At 65.9% G+C, this 16,295-nt stretch carries 16 protein-coding genes, 1 tRNA gene and 1 pseudogene; 11 read left to right on the top strand and 7 right to left on the bottom strand.

All coding sequences use genetic code 11. The features are described 5' to 3' along the window. Positions 1-44 precede the first annotated feature (44 nt). Complete coding sequence (gene lysS / locus ACQ86A_RS18040) at positions 45-1,562, top strand: lysine--tRNA ligase (RefSeq protein ID WP_431278295.1); 1,518 nt, start codon at positions 45-47, stop codon at positions 1,560-1,562. Between the two features lie 43 nt (positions 1,563-1,605). Here lysS and ACQ86A_RS18035 read toward each other — a convergent pair whose 3' ends face one another. After that, on the bottom strand, positions 1,606-2,502 hold the full coding sequence (locus ACQ86A_RS18035; protein ID WP_431278294.1) for a cytochrome c oxidase assembly protein: 897 nt from the start codon (positions 2,500-2,502) through the stop codon (positions 1,606-1,608). A 27-nt stretch (positions 2,503-2,529) separates the two neighbouring features. Between ACQ86A_RS18035 and ACQ86A_RS18030 the strand changes: the two genes are divergently transcribed. Together ACQ86A_RS18030 and cls are read left to right on the top strand one after the other, a co-directional pair. After that, on the top strand, positions 2,530-2,703 hold the full coding sequence (locus ACQ86A_RS18030; protein WP_431278293.1) for a hypothetical protein: 174 nt from the start codon (positions 2,530-2,532) through the stop codon (positions 2,701-2,703). A 102-nt stretch (positions 2,704-2,805) separates the two neighbouring features. After that, positions 2,806-4,254 carry a cardiolipin synthase gene (cls, locus tag ACQ86A_RS18025; RefSeq protein WP_431278292.1) on the top strand — a complete coding sequence of 483 codons (1,449 nt, stop codon included), beginning with the start codon at positions 2,806-2,808 and terminating at the stop codon, positions 4,252-4,254. A gap of 9 nt (positions 4,255-4,263) precedes the next feature. Here the strand turns inward: cls and ACQ86A_RS18020 are convergent, their stop codons facing one another. Then, positions 4,264-5,244 (bottom strand): pirin family protein, encoded by a 981-nt coding sequence (locus tag ACQ86A_RS18020; RefSeq protein ID WP_431278291.1) that lies wholly within the window; start codon positions 5,242-5,244, stop codon positions 4,264-4,266. A 57-nt stretch (positions 5,245-5,301) separates the two neighbouring features. Between ACQ86A_RS18020 and ACQ86A_RS18015 the strand changes: the two genes are divergently transcribed. The 4 genes and pseudogenes from ACQ86A_RS18015 (at position 5,302) to ACQ86A_RS18000 (ending at position 9,778) form a co-directional block, all read left to right on the top strand. Further along, complete coding sequence (locus ACQ86A_RS18015; RefSeq protein ID WP_431278290.1) at positions 5,302-5,742, top strand: hypothetical protein; 441 nt, start codon at positions 5,302-5,304, stop codon at positions 5,740-5,742. Between the two features lie 153 nt (positions 5,743-5,895). Beyond that, positions 5,896-8,423 (top strand): annotated as a pseudogene (locus tag ACQ86A_RS18010) (ATP-dependent Clp protease ATP-binding subunit). Positions 8,424-8,585: 162 nt separating this feature from the next. After that, positions 8,586-9,101, top strand: a complete 516-nt coding sequence (locus ACQ86A_RS18005) for an amino-acid N-acetyltransferase (protein WP_431278289.1) — start codon at positions 8,586-8,588, stop codon at positions 9,099-9,101. 44 nt (positions 9,102-9,145) lie between these two features. Then, positions 9,146-9,778, top strand: a complete 633-nt coding sequence (locus tag ACQ86A_RS18000) for a hypothetical protein (protein ID WP_431278288.1) — start codon at positions 9,146-9,148, stop codon at positions 9,776-9,778. Positions 9,779-9,825: 47 nt separating this feature from the next. Here the strand turns inward: ACQ86A_RS18000 and radA are convergent, their stop codons facing one another. Beyond that, entirely contained in the window at positions 9,826-11,187 is a 1,362-nt protein-coding gene (gene radA / locus ACQ86A_RS17995) for a DNA repair protein RadA (protein WP_431278287.1), read from the bottom strand. A gap of 116 nt (positions 11,188-11,303) precedes the next feature. Between radA and ACQ86A_RS17990 the strand changes: the two genes are divergently transcribed. Then, entirely contained in the window at positions 11,304-12,230 is a 927-nt protein-coding gene (locus ACQ86A_RS17990) for an alpha/beta fold hydrolase (protein ID WP_431278286.1), read from the top strand. Position 12,231: 1 nt separating this feature from the next. Here ACQ86A_RS17990 and ACQ86A_RS17985 read toward each other — a convergent pair whose 3' ends face one another. Both ACQ86A_RS17985 and ACQ86A_RS17980 read right to left on the bottom strand, forming a co-directional pair. Continuing rightward, complete coding sequence (locus tag ACQ86A_RS17985) at positions 12,232-12,453, bottom strand: hypothetical protein (RefSeq protein WP_431278285.1); 222 nt, start codon at positions 12,451-12,453, stop codon at positions 12,232-12,234. A gap of 20 nt (positions 12,454-12,473) precedes the next feature. Beyond that, on the bottom strand, positions 12,474-13,088 hold the full coding sequence (locus ACQ86A_RS17980; protein WP_431278284.1) for an SGNH/GDSL hydrolase family protein: 615 nt from the start codon (positions 13,086-13,088) through the stop codon (positions 12,474-12,476). Between the two features lie 91 nt (positions 13,089-13,179). Between ACQ86A_RS17980 and ACQ86A_RS17975 the strand changes: the two genes are divergently transcribed. From ACQ86A_RS17975 to ACQ86A_RS17965, 3 genes are all read left to right on the top strand, one after another. Further along, positions 13,180-13,269: transfer RNA gene (locus ACQ86A_RS17975), tRNA-Ser, on the top strand. A gap of 278 nt (positions 13,270-13,547) precedes the next feature. After that, complete coding sequence (locus ACQ86A_RS17970; protein ID WP_431278283.1) at positions 13,548-14,405, top strand: GAF domain-containing protein; 858 nt, start codon at positions 13,548-13,550, stop codon at positions 14,403-14,405. Between the two features lie 4 nt (positions 14,406-14,409). Then, positions 14,410-14,598: a hypothetical protein gene (locus ACQ86A_RS17965; protein WP_431278282.1), complete on the top strand. Its 189-nt coding sequence runs from the start codon at positions 14,410-14,412 to the stop codon at positions 14,596-14,598. Between the two features lie 144 nt (positions 14,599-14,742). Here the strand turns inward: ACQ86A_RS17965 and ACQ86A_RS17960 are convergent, their stop codons facing one another. Together ACQ86A_RS17960 and ACQ86A_RS17955 are read right to left on the bottom strand one after the other, a co-directional pair. Beyond that, complete coding sequence (locus ACQ86A_RS17960; protein ID WP_431278281.1) at positions 14,743-15,318, bottom strand: site-specific integrase; 576 nt, start codon at positions 15,316-15,318, stop codon at positions 14,743-14,745. A gap of 50 nt (positions 15,319-15,368) precedes the next feature. Further along, positions 15,369-15,884: a hypothetical protein gene (locus ACQ86A_RS17955; RefSeq protein ID WP_431278280.1), complete on the bottom strand. Its 516-nt coding sequence runs from the start codon at positions 15,882-15,884 to the stop codon at positions 15,369-15,371. Positions 15,885-16,295 lie beyond the last annotated feature (411 nt).

Raw genomic sequence — 16,295 nt, 5'->3', positions numbered from 1 at the left:
CCCCTCCCGTTAGCAACGGCACCGCCACCGAAAGAAAGACACTCATGACGGACGCGCAGACCACCGAGCCTGAACTCACTGATGACGAGATCAGCGAGCAGAAGGCGGTTCGCCTGGCCAAGCGCGAGCGTCTGATCGCTGAAGCCAAGACGCCCGGCGGTGGAGCCTACCCGGTGGGTGTTCCCCTGACTACGACGATTCCCGCGGTACGCGCGGAGTACGGCCACCTGCAGGCAGACGAGACCACGGGCGTGGTCGTCGGCATCGCCGGTCGTGTCGTGCACCTGCGCAACACCGGCAAGCTGTGCTTCGCCGTGCTGCAGGCCGGAGACGGCTCGCGCATCCAGGTCATGGTCTCGCTCGCCGCTGTCGGCGAAGAGTCGCTGGTCGCCTGGAAAGAGCTGGTCGACCTCGGCGACCACCTCTTCGTCTCCGGCGAGGTCATCTCGAGTCGGCGCGGCGAACTGTCGATCATGGTCGCCAAATGGGAGATCGCGGCCAAGGCCATTCAGCCCCTGCCGAACCTGCACAACGAGCTGAGCGAAGAGGTGCGCGTTCGCAACCGCTACCTCGACCTGATCGCCCGGGACCAGGCACGCACCAACGTCATCAACCGTGCCAAGACGGTGGCAAGCCTGCGCCAGACCTTCGCCGACCGTGACTTCGTCGAGGTCGAGACGCCGATGCTGCAGGTGATGCACGGTGGAGCATCCGCCCGCCCGTTCGTCACCCACTCGAACGCCTTCGACACCGAGCTCTACCTGCGCATCGCGCCCGAGCTCTATCTCAAGCGCGCCGTCGTCGGCGGCATCGACCGCGTCTTCGAGATCAACCGCAACTTCCGCAACGAGGGTGCGGACTCCACGCACTCGCCCGAGTTCGCGATGCTCGAGGCCTATCAGGCGTACGGCGACTACAACTCCATCGCCGACCTCACGCAGACCCTCATCCAGAACGCGGCGCAGGCCATCTCGGGTTCGCACGTGGTGACCTGGGACGACGGCACCGAGTTCGACTTCGGCGGTGAGTGGGACCGGATTCGCATGTACGACAGCCTGTCCGACGCGGTCGGCGAACCGATCACCCCGGCCACTTCTGTGGAGAGGTTGCGCGAGATCGCGGCTGTGGAGGGAATCGAGATCGAGCACCCGCTCCCCGGCAAGTACGTCGAGGAGCTGTGGGAGCACTTCGTCAAGGGCACGCTGGCGCGCCCCACCTTCGTCATGGACTTCCCTGTCGACACGAGCCCGCTCGTGCGTGCCCACCGCTCGCGCGAAGGCGTCGTCGAGAAGTGGGACCTCTACGTTCGCGGCTTCGAACTGGCTACCGGATACTCCGAGCTGGTCGACCCCGTCGTGCAGCGTGAGCGTTTCGTCGAGCAGGCCAAGCTCGCCGCAGCCGGCGACGGCGAGGCGATGCAGCTCGACGAGGAGTTCCTGCGCGCGCTCGAGTTCGGCATGCCGCCATCGGGCGGGATGGGGATGGGGATCGACCGCCTGTTGATGGCCCTCACCGGGCTCGGCATCCGGGAGACCATCCTGTTCCCGCTCGTCAAGAAGTAAGGCGGAGCCAGGGCAGAGCGCCGAGCGTCAGATCGACCGGGCGTCAGCCGCGCGCTCGCAGGTGCGCCTGCGTGAGCTCTTCCATCTGCTCGTCCGTGAGCTCGTCGAGCGTCTTCCCTTCCCGCCGGTCGCTCCGCGTCCAACGCACGAAGAGGTAGATCAGCACGGGGATGTCCGCGATCTCGGCGATGAACCAGAGCAGGTCGCCCGAGAGGTGCTGATCGTGCAGCGCGTTCGGAAACCAGAGCGGAAGTCGCCCGAGCACCGCGGGAGCATGGTCCACCACACCGTTGTTCAGTCGCAGCAGCAGGCCCGGCACGGCGTCGAGGAGCATCTCGACGAAGGCGAGCAGGAACTCGACCGTGATGAAGAAGGTGGTGCGCACGACGGCATGAGTCGCTATCGGCAGCACCATCAGCAGCCCCGCGAACGGGACGAGCGCCGTGATGGTCCACTCCGACCAGGGGCTGTCGCGCAAGACAGCGGCGATCGGGCTGAGGAACACCAGGAACGCGGCGCAGGCGAACAGGGGAGCGAAGATCGCGTTTCCGAAGAGGCGCACGATGCGCGAGCCCACCAGCGAGTCCGTCACCCGTCGGGCGCTGCCCCGCAGTGCGGCGCGGGCGAGCCCGATCGGCTTGCCCAGACTGAGGAAAGCCGGCACCACGAACAACAGCAGCGCAATGCGTGTGCTGAACGCCCAGCGCAGCTCGGAGCTGTAGGCCCCCAGAAAGCCGAATGAGATCCACGCGTACGACCCGAGACCGAGCACGAAGAAGAAGACGGTGGGTCGCAGCGGCCAGCGGTGACCGCGCCGCCTGAGCGACAGGATCCCGGACAGATACAGCCCTCCTGCGATCAGGATGACGACCACTGCGACGGGGTCGACCCGCCAGGTCGTGAGGAAGGTGGTGAGTGGTGGCGTGATGACTCCGTTCACAGTCTGGCGCGTTACGATGATCGGGTTATGAATGACGTCGTCGCAGGTATCGTCTGGTCGCTCGCCCCGACCGTTCTCGTCGGGCTGCTCTTCTGGCTGATCATGCGCGCGATCATCCGCGCCGACCGAACCGAGCGTAAGGCGTACGCCCGCATGGAGGCTGAGGAGCGCGCTCGCCGCGGGCTCCCGAACAAGCCCTAGCGAGCAATCCGAGCCACGCTTCGATACGGTAGCGATAGCGGCGCGCAACGAGCGTGCCGCATCCGTTATCGGAGGGAACTCGCGCCTGTGGATGCTGCCGTCTTGTGGACGATCATCGTTGGTCTGGCGCTCCTCATCGATTTCGTGATCCGTGTGATCGCCGTGATCATCGTTCCCCGCAACCGCAAGCCCACATCGGCGACGGCTTGGCTGTTGGCGATCTTTCTGATCCCGTACATCGGAGTCCTGTTCTTCCTGCTGATCGGCAGCTATAAGCTGCCGAAGCGCCGGCGCGAGAAGCAGGTCGAGATCAACAACTTCATCATCGAGAGCACCGAGGGTATGGAGCGGGTCAGCCGCGATCATCCCTGGCCACCATGGCTGGAGTCGGTCGTCGAGCTGAACCGCAACCTCGGCGCGATGCCGCTCGTCGGTGGCAATCACGCGTCACTGAACGGCGACTACGAGGCATCGCTCGCTTCGATGGCCGCCGAGATCGGCAAGGCCAAGCGGTACGTCCACGTGGAGTTCTACATCCTCTCCTGCGATCAGACGACGAAGCCCTTCTTCGACGCGCTGGAGGCGGCGGTGAAACGCGGCGTGACCGTGCGTGTTCTGCTCGACCACATCGCCTCGTATCGCACGCGCGACTACAAGCACACACTCAAACGGCTGACCGAGATGGGCGCCAAGTGGCAGCTCATGCTTCCCGTGCAGCCGTTCAAGGGCAAGTACCAGCGACCGGATCTGCGCAACCATCGCAAGCTCCTCATCGTCGACGGCAGGGTCGGCTTCATGGGCTCCCAGAACGTGATCGACCGCACGTACAACAAGAAGTCGAACATCCGTCGCGGGCTCAAATGGAAAGAGCTGATCGTGCGCCTCGAGGGCCCGATCGTCGCCGGTCTGAACGCCATCTTCATCACCGACTGGTACAGCGAGACCGACGAGCTGCTCCGCCGCGAGACCGAGCCCATCCTGACCGAGCTGACCGACGAGTCCCTCGACGCCCAGGTCGTGCCCAGCGGGCCCGGATTCGAAGGTGAGAACAATCTCAGGCTCTTTCTCGCGCTGCTCTATTACGCGCAGGAGCGCATCGTCATCACCTCGCCGTATTTCGTGCCGGACGAGTCGATGCTCACCGCCGTGACGACCGCCACGCAGCGCGGTATCGCCGTTGAGCTGTTCGTCTCCGAGATCGGTGACCAGGCTCTCGTCTACCACGCGCAGAGGTCGTACTACGAGGCGCTCCTGCGGGCGGGCGTGCGCATCTGGATGTACAAGAAGCCGTACATCCTGCACGCCAAGCACTTCACGATCGACGACGACGTGGCGGTGATCGGATCGAGCAACATGGACATGCGCTCGTTCCAGCTCAACATGGAGGTCTCGCTCATGGTGCGCGGTCGGTCGTTCGTCGACCAGATGCGCGAGGTCGAAGACGGCTACCGCAGCCAGAGCCGCGAACTCACCCTCGACGAGTGGATGCGTCAGCCTCTGCGCTCGACCGTGCTCGACAACCTCGCCCGCCTGACCTCGGCGCTCCAGTAGGAGCGAGCACTAGCCGCGCGGTTTGAGCCGCACGGTGGGCAGCTCAGGAGCGGGCAACGGGGAGCCGTCGTAGCCCGCGACGTGGCCGAAACGCCCATCCGGATCGATGTCGTCGATGACCTCGAGCTGCCACTCCGCGCGAGAGCGCACGACGTCGTCGTGGCTGCGGCCGATGAAGTTCCACCACATCACGATCTGCTCGCCGAGCGGTTCGCCGCCGAGGAGGATGAGGCGCGCATCCTGAGCCCCGATCGTCACCTCGATCGACGACCGGCCGGGGCACGCGTATGCGAGGTGCGAGACCGGCACCGGAGTTCCGTCGACGGTCACCTCGCCGGAGTCGACCAGGATGCCGTGCTCGAACGTCGGATCCAGGGGAACGACGATCGTCGATCCGGCCCGCACGGTGAGTTGTGCGCCCACGAGCGGGCTGAAGACCGTCGCGTCCGTTCCGCTCCCGGCGAGCGAGCCGACGAAGGTTCGCACCTCGGCATCGCCAAGCCACCCGACGACAGGCACCTTGTGCTCGAAGAACGGTGCGGTATCCCGAGACGCCGACGGCAGAGCGACCCAGAGCTGAACGCCGTGCAGGGTCGTCGTGCGCTCGGTCGAGACCTCCGAGTGGCTGATGCCGTGGCCCGCCGTCATGAGGTTGAGCTCGCCCGGCCGCACGAGCGCATGGCTCCCGACGCTGTCGCGGTGCTCGACCTCCCCCGCGAACAGCCAGCTCACCGTCTGCAGCCCGGTGTGGGGATGCGGCGGCACGCGCATCCCGCCGCTCACCGAGACGTCGTCGGGGCCGTAGTGATCGATGAAGCACCAGCCGCCGATGAGCGAGCGTTTGCGCTGGGGGAGCGTGCGTCGCACGGTCATCGCCCGCGGGCCGCCGAGCGGGACGTCGCGCGGCTCGAGCACCTCGATCGTGCCCGTCTCGATCACGGCGGTGTCGCCGGCCACAAGCTCGGCGGGATCGCGTTCCAGGTTGCTCATATGAGGATCCTAGGACTCGCCCAGCGGGCTGACGACGCTGCTTCCTAGAATGGTCGCGTGCCCCTGATCTCACGCCCCGCTGCCCGCGTCCGTCTCCCCTTCGCAGCCGCAGGCGTCGTACTGGTCGCACTCGCGCTCGCCGGATGCTCCGGCGCGTCGAGCAAGCCGATCGAGGACTACAAAGGCGAGCCTAAAGGCGTCGACGCGCCCGCATCCAGCGCCGGTGGTGCAGCCTTCGCCGTGTGGCTGAAAGACGGCGCGCAGTTCGCGATCGCCCTCTACGGCAGTTCCAGCTGCCCACCCAAGGTCGCCTCGGTATCCGTCACCGCGAGCAATCAGATGAAAGCGACCCTCGCACCGGCTCCCGGCGGGATCTGTACCCGCGACTACGTGCCGCACACGACAGTGTTCGCCACGCCGAGCGGTGTCACCACGACCTCGGATGTGTCCATCATGCTCCCCGACACGACCCTGACCCTGCCCGGCCTGCGCGGCTGACTCTGACGCCCGTCCTGGGGCCGAGCCTGCGGCACACCCTGGGAAGAACGTCCATCCCTTCACGCCCACGGCGAACAGGGGCAGTTTCGGGGGTGCGGGTGGTTACTCTCTTTGTATCGACGCGACCCCTGCAACCGCGTCTGAGGAGTAGACATGTTCGAGAGATTCACCGACCGAGCCCGCCGGGTCGTCGTCTTGGCCCAAGAAGAAGCCAAGATGCTGAACCACAACTACATCGGCACCGAGCACATCCTGCTCGGCCTGATCCACGAGGGCGAGGGTGTCGCCGCCAAAGCGCTCGAGTCGCTCGGCATCTCGCTCGACGCCGTGCGCGAGCAGGTGCAAGACATCATCGGCCAGGGTCAGCAGCAGCCGACCGGCCACATCCCCTTCACTCCGCGTGCCAAGAAGGTGCTGGAGCTCTCGCTTCGCGAGGCCCTGCAGCTCGGCCACAACTACATCGGCACCGAGCACATCCTGCTCGGCCTGATCCGTGAGGGCGAAGGCGTCGCCGCCCAGGTGCTCGTCAAGCTCGGCGCAGACCTCAACCGCGTCCGCCAGCAGGTCATCCAGCTCCTCAGCGGATACCAGGGCAAGGAGCAGGTGCAGGTCGGCGGCAACGATCAGGCGACCGCGCAGGCCGGCAGCCAGATCCTCGATCAGTTCGGCCGCAACCTCACCCAGGCTGCGCGCGACAACAAGCTCGACCCCGTGATCGGCCGCGAGAAGGAGATCGAGCGGGTCATGCAGATCCTGTCTCGCCGCTCCAAGAACAACCCCGTGCTCATCGGTGAGCCCGGCGTCGGCAAGACCGCCGTCGTCGAGGGTCTCGCCCAGGCGATCGTGCGCGGCGACGTTCCGGAGACGCTGAAGGACAAGCAGCTCTACACGCTCGACCTCGGCTCGCTGATCGCCGGATCCCGCTACCGCGGTGACTTCGAGGAGCGCCTGAAGAAGGTCACCAAGGAGATCCGCACCCGCGGCGACATCATCACGTTCATCGACGAGATCCACACCCTGGTGGGTGCGGGTGCCGCCGAGGGCGCGATCGACGCGGCCAGCATCCTGAAGCCGCTGCTCGCCCGTGGTGAGCTGCAGACCATCGGTGCGACCACGCTCGACGAGTACCGCAAGCACTTCGAGAAGGATGCGGCCCTCGAGCGCCGCTTCCAGCCCATCCAGGTGAACGAGCCGTCGCTGCCGCACACGATCAACATCCTCAAGGGACTGCGCGACCGCTACGAGGCGCACCACAAGGTGTCGATCACCGACGGCGCGATCGTGTCGGCCGCGAACCTCGCCGACCGGTACATCCAGGACCGCTTCCTGCCGGACAAGGCCATCGACCTGATCGACGAGGCCGGTGCCCGCTTGCGTCTGTCGATCCTCTCGGCCCCGCCGGAGCTGCGCGAGTTCGACGACAAGATCTCGGCCGTGCGCTCCAAGAAGGAAGCCGCGATCGAAGACCAGGACTTCGAGAAGGCTGCTTCGCTCCGCGACGAGGAGAAGAACCTCCTCGGCGAGCGTCTGCGCCTCGAGAAGCAGTGGCGTTCGGGCGACGTGAAGACCACGGCCGAGGTGGATGAGGGACTCATCGCCGAGGTGCTGGCTCAGGCCACGGGCATCCCCGTCTTCAAGCTCACCGAGGAGGAGTCCGCTCGCCTCGTGTTCATGGAGAAGGCACTGCACCAGAGGGTCATCGGTCAGGAGGAGGCCATCGCCGCGCTCTCCAAGACGATCCGCCGCACCCGCGCCGGTCTGAAGGACCCGAAGCGTCCCTCCGGCTCGTTCATCTTCGCCGGCCCCACCGGCGTCGGTAAGACCGAGCTGGCCAAGGCGCTCGCGGAGTTCCTGTTCGACGACGAGTCGGCCATGATCTCCCTCGACATGTCGGAGTACGGCGAGAAGCACACGGTCTCGCGACTGTTCGGTGCCCCTCCCGGATTCGTCGGCTTCGAAGAGGGCGGCCAGCTGACCGAGAAGGTTCGCCGCAAGCCGTTCAGCGTCGTGCTGTTCGACGAGATCGAGAAGGCACACCCCGACATCTTCAACTCGCTGCTCCAGATTCTGGAGGAGGGACGTCTGACGGATGGCCAGGGTCGCGTCGTCGACTTCAAGAACACCGTGATCATCATGACCACCAACCTCGGCACCAAGGACATCACCGGCGGCCCCGTCGGCTTCCAGGTCGAGGGTGACTCGCAGACCGGTTACGACCGGATGAGCGGCAAGGTCAAGGAGGAGCTGAAGAAGAACTTCAAGCCCGAGTTCCTGAACCGCGTCGACGAGATCATCGTGTTCCCGCAGCTGAACAAGGTCGAGCTCCTGCAGATCGTCGACCTGTTCATCAAGCGCCTCTCGACCCGTCTGCTCGACCGCGACATGACCATCGAGCTCACCGTTCCGGCCAAGGAGCACCTCATCGAGGTCGGGTTCGACCCGTCACTCGGTGCGCGCCCCTGCGTCGCGCGGTGCAGCACGAGATCGAGGACCGACTGAGCGAGCGCATCCTGCAGGGTGAGCTGAACGCCGGCGACCACGTGCACGTCGACTTCAAGGACGGCGAGTTCGTGTTCACCACGGAGTCCCGCAAGGAGCCCGTGGGTGCTGGCATCAACGCCACGGCCGCGATCGGCGCTGGCCCGGTCACGCCCGACCTCGCCGCCTCCTCCGGCGAGTAGCGCGCAGCGCGTCTCCACGACAAGCGGGGCCGTCCCTTCGGGGGCGGCCCCGCTTTCGTGTGCGCGGGCGGACGGGTCCGTTGCGGCTCGTCGAGTTGCGGCGAATCGACCTTCCTGGGGAGCGGGAGCATCGATCTGCCGCAACTCAGTAGGCTTGGACGGGTGAGTGGTGAGAACGCGGGATACAGCATCCGTCGGGCACGCGCGGGAGACGTGGCGAGCATCCGGGACCTGGTCGAACCTCTCGTGCAGCGACGCATCCTGCTCGGCAAGGATGCGGTGGTCTTCTATGAGTCGCTTCAGGAGTTCCGTGTGGCCGAGACGGCCGATGGCGAGCTGATCGGCGTCGGCGCTCTGCATGTGATGTGGCGGGATCTCGCGGAGGTGCGCACACTCGCGGTCGCGGATGCGTGGCTCGGCAAGGGCGTCGGGCGGGCCCTGCTCGGCCGGCTCGAGGCGGATGCACGCGAACTCGAACTCGACCGGCTCTTCTGCCTCACGTTCGAGGTCGGCTTCTTCGAGCGCAACGGGTTCGTCGACATGGGGAACGAAACCGTCGATCCCGAGGTGTACGCCGAGCTCGTGCGCTCGCACGACGAGGGTGTTGCCGAGTTCCTGGACCTGGCACGGGTCAAACCGAACACCCTTGGAAATACCCGGATGTTGAAGCTTCTGTAGCGAGTTGCCGCGGCATTGCGCGTGCTCGCGGCTATCCTGCAGGCATGTCGACGTTCAAGCACCCTGTCGGCCCGCAGCCGAGCAAAGTCTATTGGCGACGTCGGCTTCTCGTCGGCCTCGGCCTCCTGGCCGTGATCGTCATCATCGTGCTCATCGTCGTGCGCCCCGGATCTTCGAGCGGCGCCCCGGCGAGCACCCACACTCCGAAAACGGTCACCACTCCGGCGGCCGACACCACGAGCATCCCGACCGAGCCGACGACGGCCAGCGGTGATCCCTGCAAACCCTCCGATGTGACGGTCGAGGCGGTGACGGATGCCACCACGTATGCGGCCGATCAGCTGCCGAAGCTCTCGGTTTCGGTCACGAACAAGGGCACTGTCCCCTGCAAGTTGAACGCCGGCACCTCCCAGCAGGTCTTCACCATTACCAGCGGCAGCGAGGTGTACTGGAAGTCAACCGACTGCCAGGCCGAGAAGGTGGACGCCGAGGTGCTGCTGCAGCCCGGCAAGACCATCTCGTCGCAGACCCCGATCGAGTGGGACCGCACCCGGTCCGACCCCTCGACCTGCCAGGCGACGCGTACCCCGGTTCCAGCCGGCGGCGCCTCGTATCACCTGTCGGTGTCGGTGGCGGGAATCGAGGCGGCGGCGACCAAGCAGTTCATCCTGAGCTGAGCGGTTCTGCCCGCATCCTGAACTGACCGCTGGTCGGTCCAGCGTCGTCAGAATGCGGCGTCGAGCTCCCGTTCGCGGGAACTGGTCGCGGCGGTGAATGCGAGACGTAGCGCTTCCCGGATGCTCTGACTCGTCGAGTCGATGCGTGTCGTGAACCCGAGGCGGGTGGCTTCGGCGACGCGCTGCTTGCCGCTGGAGACCGGACGGATCTCGCCGGCGAGGCTGATCTCGCCGAACGCGCTGAGCGTGTGGGGGATGGGCTTCTCGTTCGCGGCCGACGCGATCGCGAGGGCGATGGCGAGATCGGCGCCCGGCTCGGTGAGTCGAACGCCGCCAACGGTCGAGACGTACACATCCTTGTCGCCGAGACGGATGCCCGCCCGCCGTTCGAGCACGGCGAGCAGCATGGCGACCCGCGACGAGTCCACCCCATTGGTCACGCGTCGGGGGTTCGGAGCCGTCGTCGAGACCACGAGCGCCTGCACCTCCACCGGCAGCGGCCTGCGGCCTTCCATGGCGACGGTGACGCAGGTTCCCGAGACGGGAGTCGTGGTGCGGCTGAGGAACAGCCCGCTGGGGTCGGCGACCTCGGCGATGCCGTCACCGGTCATCTCGAAGCAGCCCACCTCATCCGTCGGCCCGAAGCGGTTCTTGAGCGCTCGCACGAAGCGGAGGGCGGTCTGGCGGTCGCCCTCGAACTGGCAGACCACATCCACTAGGTGCTCCAGGAGGCGCGGGCCCGCGATCGAGCCGTCTTTCGTCACGTGGCCGACCAGCAGCACCGGCAGATTGCGGTCTTTGGCGACCCGGATGAGCGTGCTCGCGACCTCGCGCACCTGGCTGGGACCTCCGGCCAGCCCCTCGCCGTTGGAACTCGACACGGTCTGTACGGAGTCGACGATCACGAGTTGCGGGTCGAGAGCGTCGATCTGGCCGACGATCGTGGCTAGATCGGTCTCGGAGGCGAGGAAGAGGTGGTCGTGCATGGCGCCGGTGCGCTCGGCGCGCATCTTGACCTGGCTCACGGACTCCTCGGCGCTCACGTAGAGCACGCGCGAGCGTGCATGGGCGGCACGGGATGCGACCTCGAGAAGCAGCGTCGACTTGCCCACCCCGGGCTCGCCGCTGAGAAGGATTGCGGCGCCCGGAACGATTCCGCCGCCCAGCACCCGGTCGAATTCGGCGATACCGGTCGGCCAGTGGGTGACCGAGTCTGACTGGACGTCGGTGATGGCGCGTGCAACGCGGTCGCCGCCGATGCTGACGGGCTTGAGCGCCCGGAGTACTCCGGTCGGCGCGGAGGCCTCGATGACGGTGCCCCACTCCTGGCATTCGCCGCAGCGCCCGGCCCATTTGGCGGTCGTCCAGCCGCACTCGGTACAGCGGTAGTTCAGCTGCGCTTTCGCCACTCGTCCTCCTTGGTACGGGTCTCACTGTATGGCCGGCCACTGTCATCCGGAGGCCCATCGTTCGGCCTGTGGACAACTCCTAGCCAGCGTCGGCGGCCCGGAGCACAATGGGCGGCATGGCGAATCTGACCTTCACCCTCGAATCCGGCCGCAGGGTCGGCATCACAACGCTCGGCGATCCTTCTGCGGACCGCCTTGTCGTCTTCTGTCACTCCGCCCCTGGTTCGTCGAACTTCGATCCGGATCCGGGGGTCTCGTCGACCCGCGACGTGCACATCATCGCCATCGACCGACCGGGCTACGGGTCGTCCGATCCGCTTCCGTTCGGAACGGCGCCGAGCATCCCCAGGTACGCAGACGACATCGCCGAATACCTGGCGACAGTGCGGCGGGAGGAGTCGGAGCTCGGCGTCGTGCGGCCGCGCACGGTCGGAATCGCCGGCTGGTCGGCCGGTGGGCGCGTCGCCCTGGCGTTCGCAGCCCGGCATCCTGAGCTCGTCGACCGGGTGGCCATCATCGCCACGCCCGCGCCGAACGAGCATGTGCAGTGGATCGACCCGCAGCTGCAGGCGGAGTCGGATCGACTCGCGAAACTGCCGCCCGACACGGCGCTCGATCAGCTCGCCCCGATGCTTCAGCCGCAGGCGGATGCGGTGAAGGCCGCCACCGACGACGCCGATGTTCCGCTCGATCTCCTCGGTGACACCGGGGTGGACGCTGAGGTGCTGCGCCTCCCGGGTGCGCGCGACAGACTGGCTCGTATGGTTCGCGACGCGTTCCGGCAAGGGCCGCGCGGTGTGGCGGCGGACATCCTGAGCTACACGGCGCATCCGTGGGGCTTCGATGTCGGCGACGTCGCCGCGAAGACGCTGATCGTGGCGGGTCGAGGTGACGCGATCGCGGGCAGCGCTCACGCGAGCTGGTACCAGAAGAGCCTTCCGGATGCGCGGATGGAGATGTTCCCGGGCGCGGGGCATCTCGTCGTGATTCCGGCCTGGGAACGGGTGCTGTCGCACCTCGCTCCGGGAACGCTGCGCGACTGAGTCAGGCGCTTGCGGCGGGGCGTTCTGTGGTTCCGGATGCGGCGCTCACGTCGGCGCTCTCGCCGCTCCCGACGCCGCGCTCGGTCGCGGTCTCGACCTTGCGCGGCCGGCGCGGGAAGCGTGCGGCCATCCGGGCGGTGACCTCCGGCAGGAAAGCCGACGCCCACACGCGGTAGCCGTGGTCGTTGGGGTGGAAGAGGTCCTCGGCGAACTGGGTGAGCATCCCGCGCACCCCTTCGCGTTTCATCGTGTCGTGGAGGGGGACCACCGTGAGCCCGCGCTCGGCGGCGACCCGGCGCAGGATCTGGTTGCCGACGGCGACTTTTTCTCGTTCCAGGGCAGGTAGAAGCAGGGGAGGTCGCCCACGATCGCATCGTCGGGGAGTGCCGCGAAGACCTTGCGGATGCCCGCCTCGAACAATTCCGGCTCGAAGGCTGCGATGTCGTTCGCGCCGATGGCGCAGGTGACGATGTCGGGCTGGAACGTCGCGAACCGCGGCAGCTGGTCGGCGACAGCGAGCGCGACGGTCGCTCCGGAGACGCTGAGGTTGACGACGCGCACGGTCCTGCCGGTGACGGTGCGGATGTGGTCGGCGATCACCCCGACGTAGCTGTTCTTGGGGGCGGAGGCGCCGATACCTTGCGCAGCGCTGTCGCCGAGTGCCACGTAGAGCAGCTCTCCCTCTGCCTTGGCCGTATCCCGCCACCACTTCGAGTGCACAGGGAGCGTCTCATTGATGGCGGTGCGCCCCTGCGCGAGCTTCGCCTGTGCCCTCCGGATGCCCGCCCACGCGCCGACGCCGACAGCGGCAGTCGAGACTCCCGCGGTCACCAGCGCGATGTTCTTCTTCGTCCCCACTAGCGAGACTTTACTCCGCGTGGCGACCCTCCTCCGCGGAGGCGGATCGGTCAATTGGCGCGTAAGGATCGCATCACGTAAAGTAGTCGGCGGTACCGTGTCCGAGCGGCCGAAGGTGCAACTCTCGAAAAGTTGTGTGGGTGAAAGCCCACCGTGGGTTCAAATCCCACCGGTACCGCCACGTGCAAGCCCCCGCGATTCCTTTGTTTGCAAGGGATCCGGGGGCTTTTGCTTGCCACGAAATGGGTGTTTGACTACATTTTGACTACATTCGCTAGACGGTTGATTGTGCCAAGCGCCCCCCGTCATCTCCGAACTTTGGGTAAGTGACCAAGAAGAGCGTACCCTGCCCGCCGAAGCGAGCACGGCTGATAACCGCGAACCGCGACCTGTTCGCTCGCGATCTGGGTGTCTTGCGACACAAGCTGTTCTGGTAATCAGCCCAGCTATTCTGACTTCATGCCGAACGCAGCCGCGCCGTCGCCGCTTGAAAGAGTGGGCTCATGGCACGAAACCGTCGCGGCATACATCCAGCCGGCCCTGACGCTCGCTTCCGGGCTCCTGTTGACGCAGGCGTCCGCCTCGTTCGTGTTCTTCATCGTTGGTGGCTCGCTTGCCATCCTGCTGATGGTGTCCCAGGTGAGCTCCAATCTCTGGGCCAAGCGTGTGGCTCGTCTTGCAGAGCAGAACTACAAGCGACAGCTCGAAGCCGCTGAGGATGCAGCGCGCGAGGACTACCTTAGCCAGGCTAAGCGGTTCGGGCTGTTGGCGACCACGCTGGAGCCGATTCAGCGTGCGGCTGCCGCGATGGTGATCCAGAACAAGGCCGAGCGCGACGCGACTTTTCAGGTCCTCGTCAAAGAGTTGCTCGAAGCGCTCCGCTTCGTCTACAGCGGTGTCGAGGGCCTGCGGGCGGTCGTCTATACGTTTGACGACGCGCGCCGGAACATGAACGTCGTCGGCCAAGTCTCACACGGCCGCCGCGACGCAGCTGGTCCGTTCTTGGAGGGCACAAAGCGGGGCAAGCTCGCGATGGATCGCGTGAGGAGCAACAAGCCTTTGTTCGTCGCCGACATCGCCGACGCGCCAAACGACTGGGCTGGCTCAGGTAAGGGGTACAACACCTTCATCGCCTACCCGGTCACTTCGAGCGCCGCCGCGTACGGGATGGTCACGCTCGATGCGGTGTACACCGACGACATCACCGAAGAGAACGTCGACGAGGTTGGATTGGTGGCCGGCATCGCTGCCGTGGTCTTCGCGTGCTGGCGCCGGGAAGAATCTCCGGCAAAACGTCAGCCCTCCGTCGTAGACTGAACACATGACGATCGCAGCAGCTGCAGGAACGGTTCCTCTGGCGAACCCCCGTGCCGTGCGCGTCTACGACCTCGAAGACCCCAACGTGCGGAAGGACCTCACAGAGCGGGTGCTTCGCAACGCTGAGGTCTCCCGTCAGCGCCGCCAGCGTGCTGCCGCCCGCAAGGCCTCCGAGGCGAGCACCGAAGACTGATCTGCCATTTTGGTGGGTCTCGACTCGGATACAGTTTCACCGGCGTCGGTCGCCTCACGTAGGTAGCTCGGCGGCCACAAGCCAACCACCCGTGTTGTCCGTTGCCAGGATTCTCGCCCGAGTGCGGCCTGGCGAGCTTCATCGTTACGTCGCTGAGCGGGTGGGCGCAACTGACCCGGAGACTCGTGCCGTGTTGGCGACAGCTCGAGCGAGGTCTAGGGCTACAGCCACGGCATCGAGATCATCATCGAAAAGGTCTGCATAAGTGTCGAGGGTCATCGCGGCTGAGGAATGGCCAAGCATTCGCTGAACGGCCTTCACGTTGGCCCCAGCGCTGATCGCCAGGCTCGCCGCAGTGTGTCGAAGGTCGTGGATCGTGACGCGTGGAAAGGTCTTGTCGGCGGACTGCGACCTAGCGATCGCCGATACGTACCAACCTCGACGACGATCTGGCTGGTGCAGGTGGCTGTTCCCATCGCCGAACACTAACTGGGACGGGGCCTTGTTCTCGATGGTTGTCGCTAGGAGCGGCGCGAGAAATGGCGGGAAAGGAACGCTCCGGGACTCGCCGGACTTTGGCGTTCCGACATGGATAATGCCCGAGACTTCCACCGCGTTCTCATGAACGTCCACGCGTCGGCGACCAAGATCGACGTCACGAACTCGCAAGGCCGTTGCTTCGCCCCATCGCAGCCCGGTGTAGGCGAGGAAGAGAACCATGGTCCGGTGCTTTTTCGCATTCTCCGCGAGGAGCTCGACTTGGGCGTGGCTTAGGTACCTGTGCTTGCCCTTGAGCTTACGAGGAAGGTTGACGCCGCGCGCGGGTTCGAGGGAATTCGGCGATCCAAGACCGCGGTATCCAAGATGCCCGCGAGTACGCCATAGGCGCGGAGTACCGTCGTTGCGGAGCGCGGTTTGCCGTCGCCTTGTGTGAAGGCCGTCACCCAGTTCTGCACCTCCGAATGGCGGATCTCGCCCACTCGCCGGCTGCCCCATTTCGGCTCTACGTGCAGCCGCCAGGCGATCTCGACGGGACGAAGTGACGAGGGCTTCAGATGATGCTGGTTGGCCAGCCACTCACCGCCGAGTGTGCTAATGGTCGATCGTGATGCTCGAGCATCGACGAACTCGCCACGGGCCTTCGCGACTTCGACGGAGGCTAGAAAGAGCTCGGCGTCTCGTTTCGTTCGAAAGCCGCGCTTGCCGGTGAGGTCGCGCTCCGGCGTTCTGTACTGGACCCGATAACGCTTGCCGCTGGCCGTTTCGTAAGCGTGAATGCTGCCCATACCTCAGCTCCAATCGCCTCTCGCGGCTCTGCCCAGCGATGAGGTGGGTGGCGTCAGGCTACGCGCGAGCGCCGACATCCCGCCTTCTCGGTGCAGTTGACACGTAGGGAGGACGGCGGTCTGGGGCACACTGGTCTTGTGAAACGGCAGCCGCCAGAGCCGAAGCCTCGGGGCGCTTCGGACGATGAAGCAATCGAACTGTGCCGCGAGTGGATGATCTACCTCGGTGCTATGGACGCGGTTGCCGCTTCCGGAACGACTACCGAAGTCTGCGACATCTACAGTGCGAGAAGCCTCGCGTGGGTCGACAACCAACGAGGCAATCTCGAGGTCCGATGCGTGGAGAGAGCGGCTTCTGTCTCGGCGGCGGACGGTCGTCGGGCGCTGATATTCGTCCGTGACGGTGTGATC

This window comes from Leifsonia poae, from assembly GCF_050632195.1.
GTDB classification, from domain to species: domain Bacteria; phylum Actinomycetota; class Actinomycetes; order Actinomycetales; family Microbacteriaceae; genus Leifsonia; species Leifsonia poae_C.
This window is presented reverse-complemented; position numbering and strand designations above follow the sequence as displayed.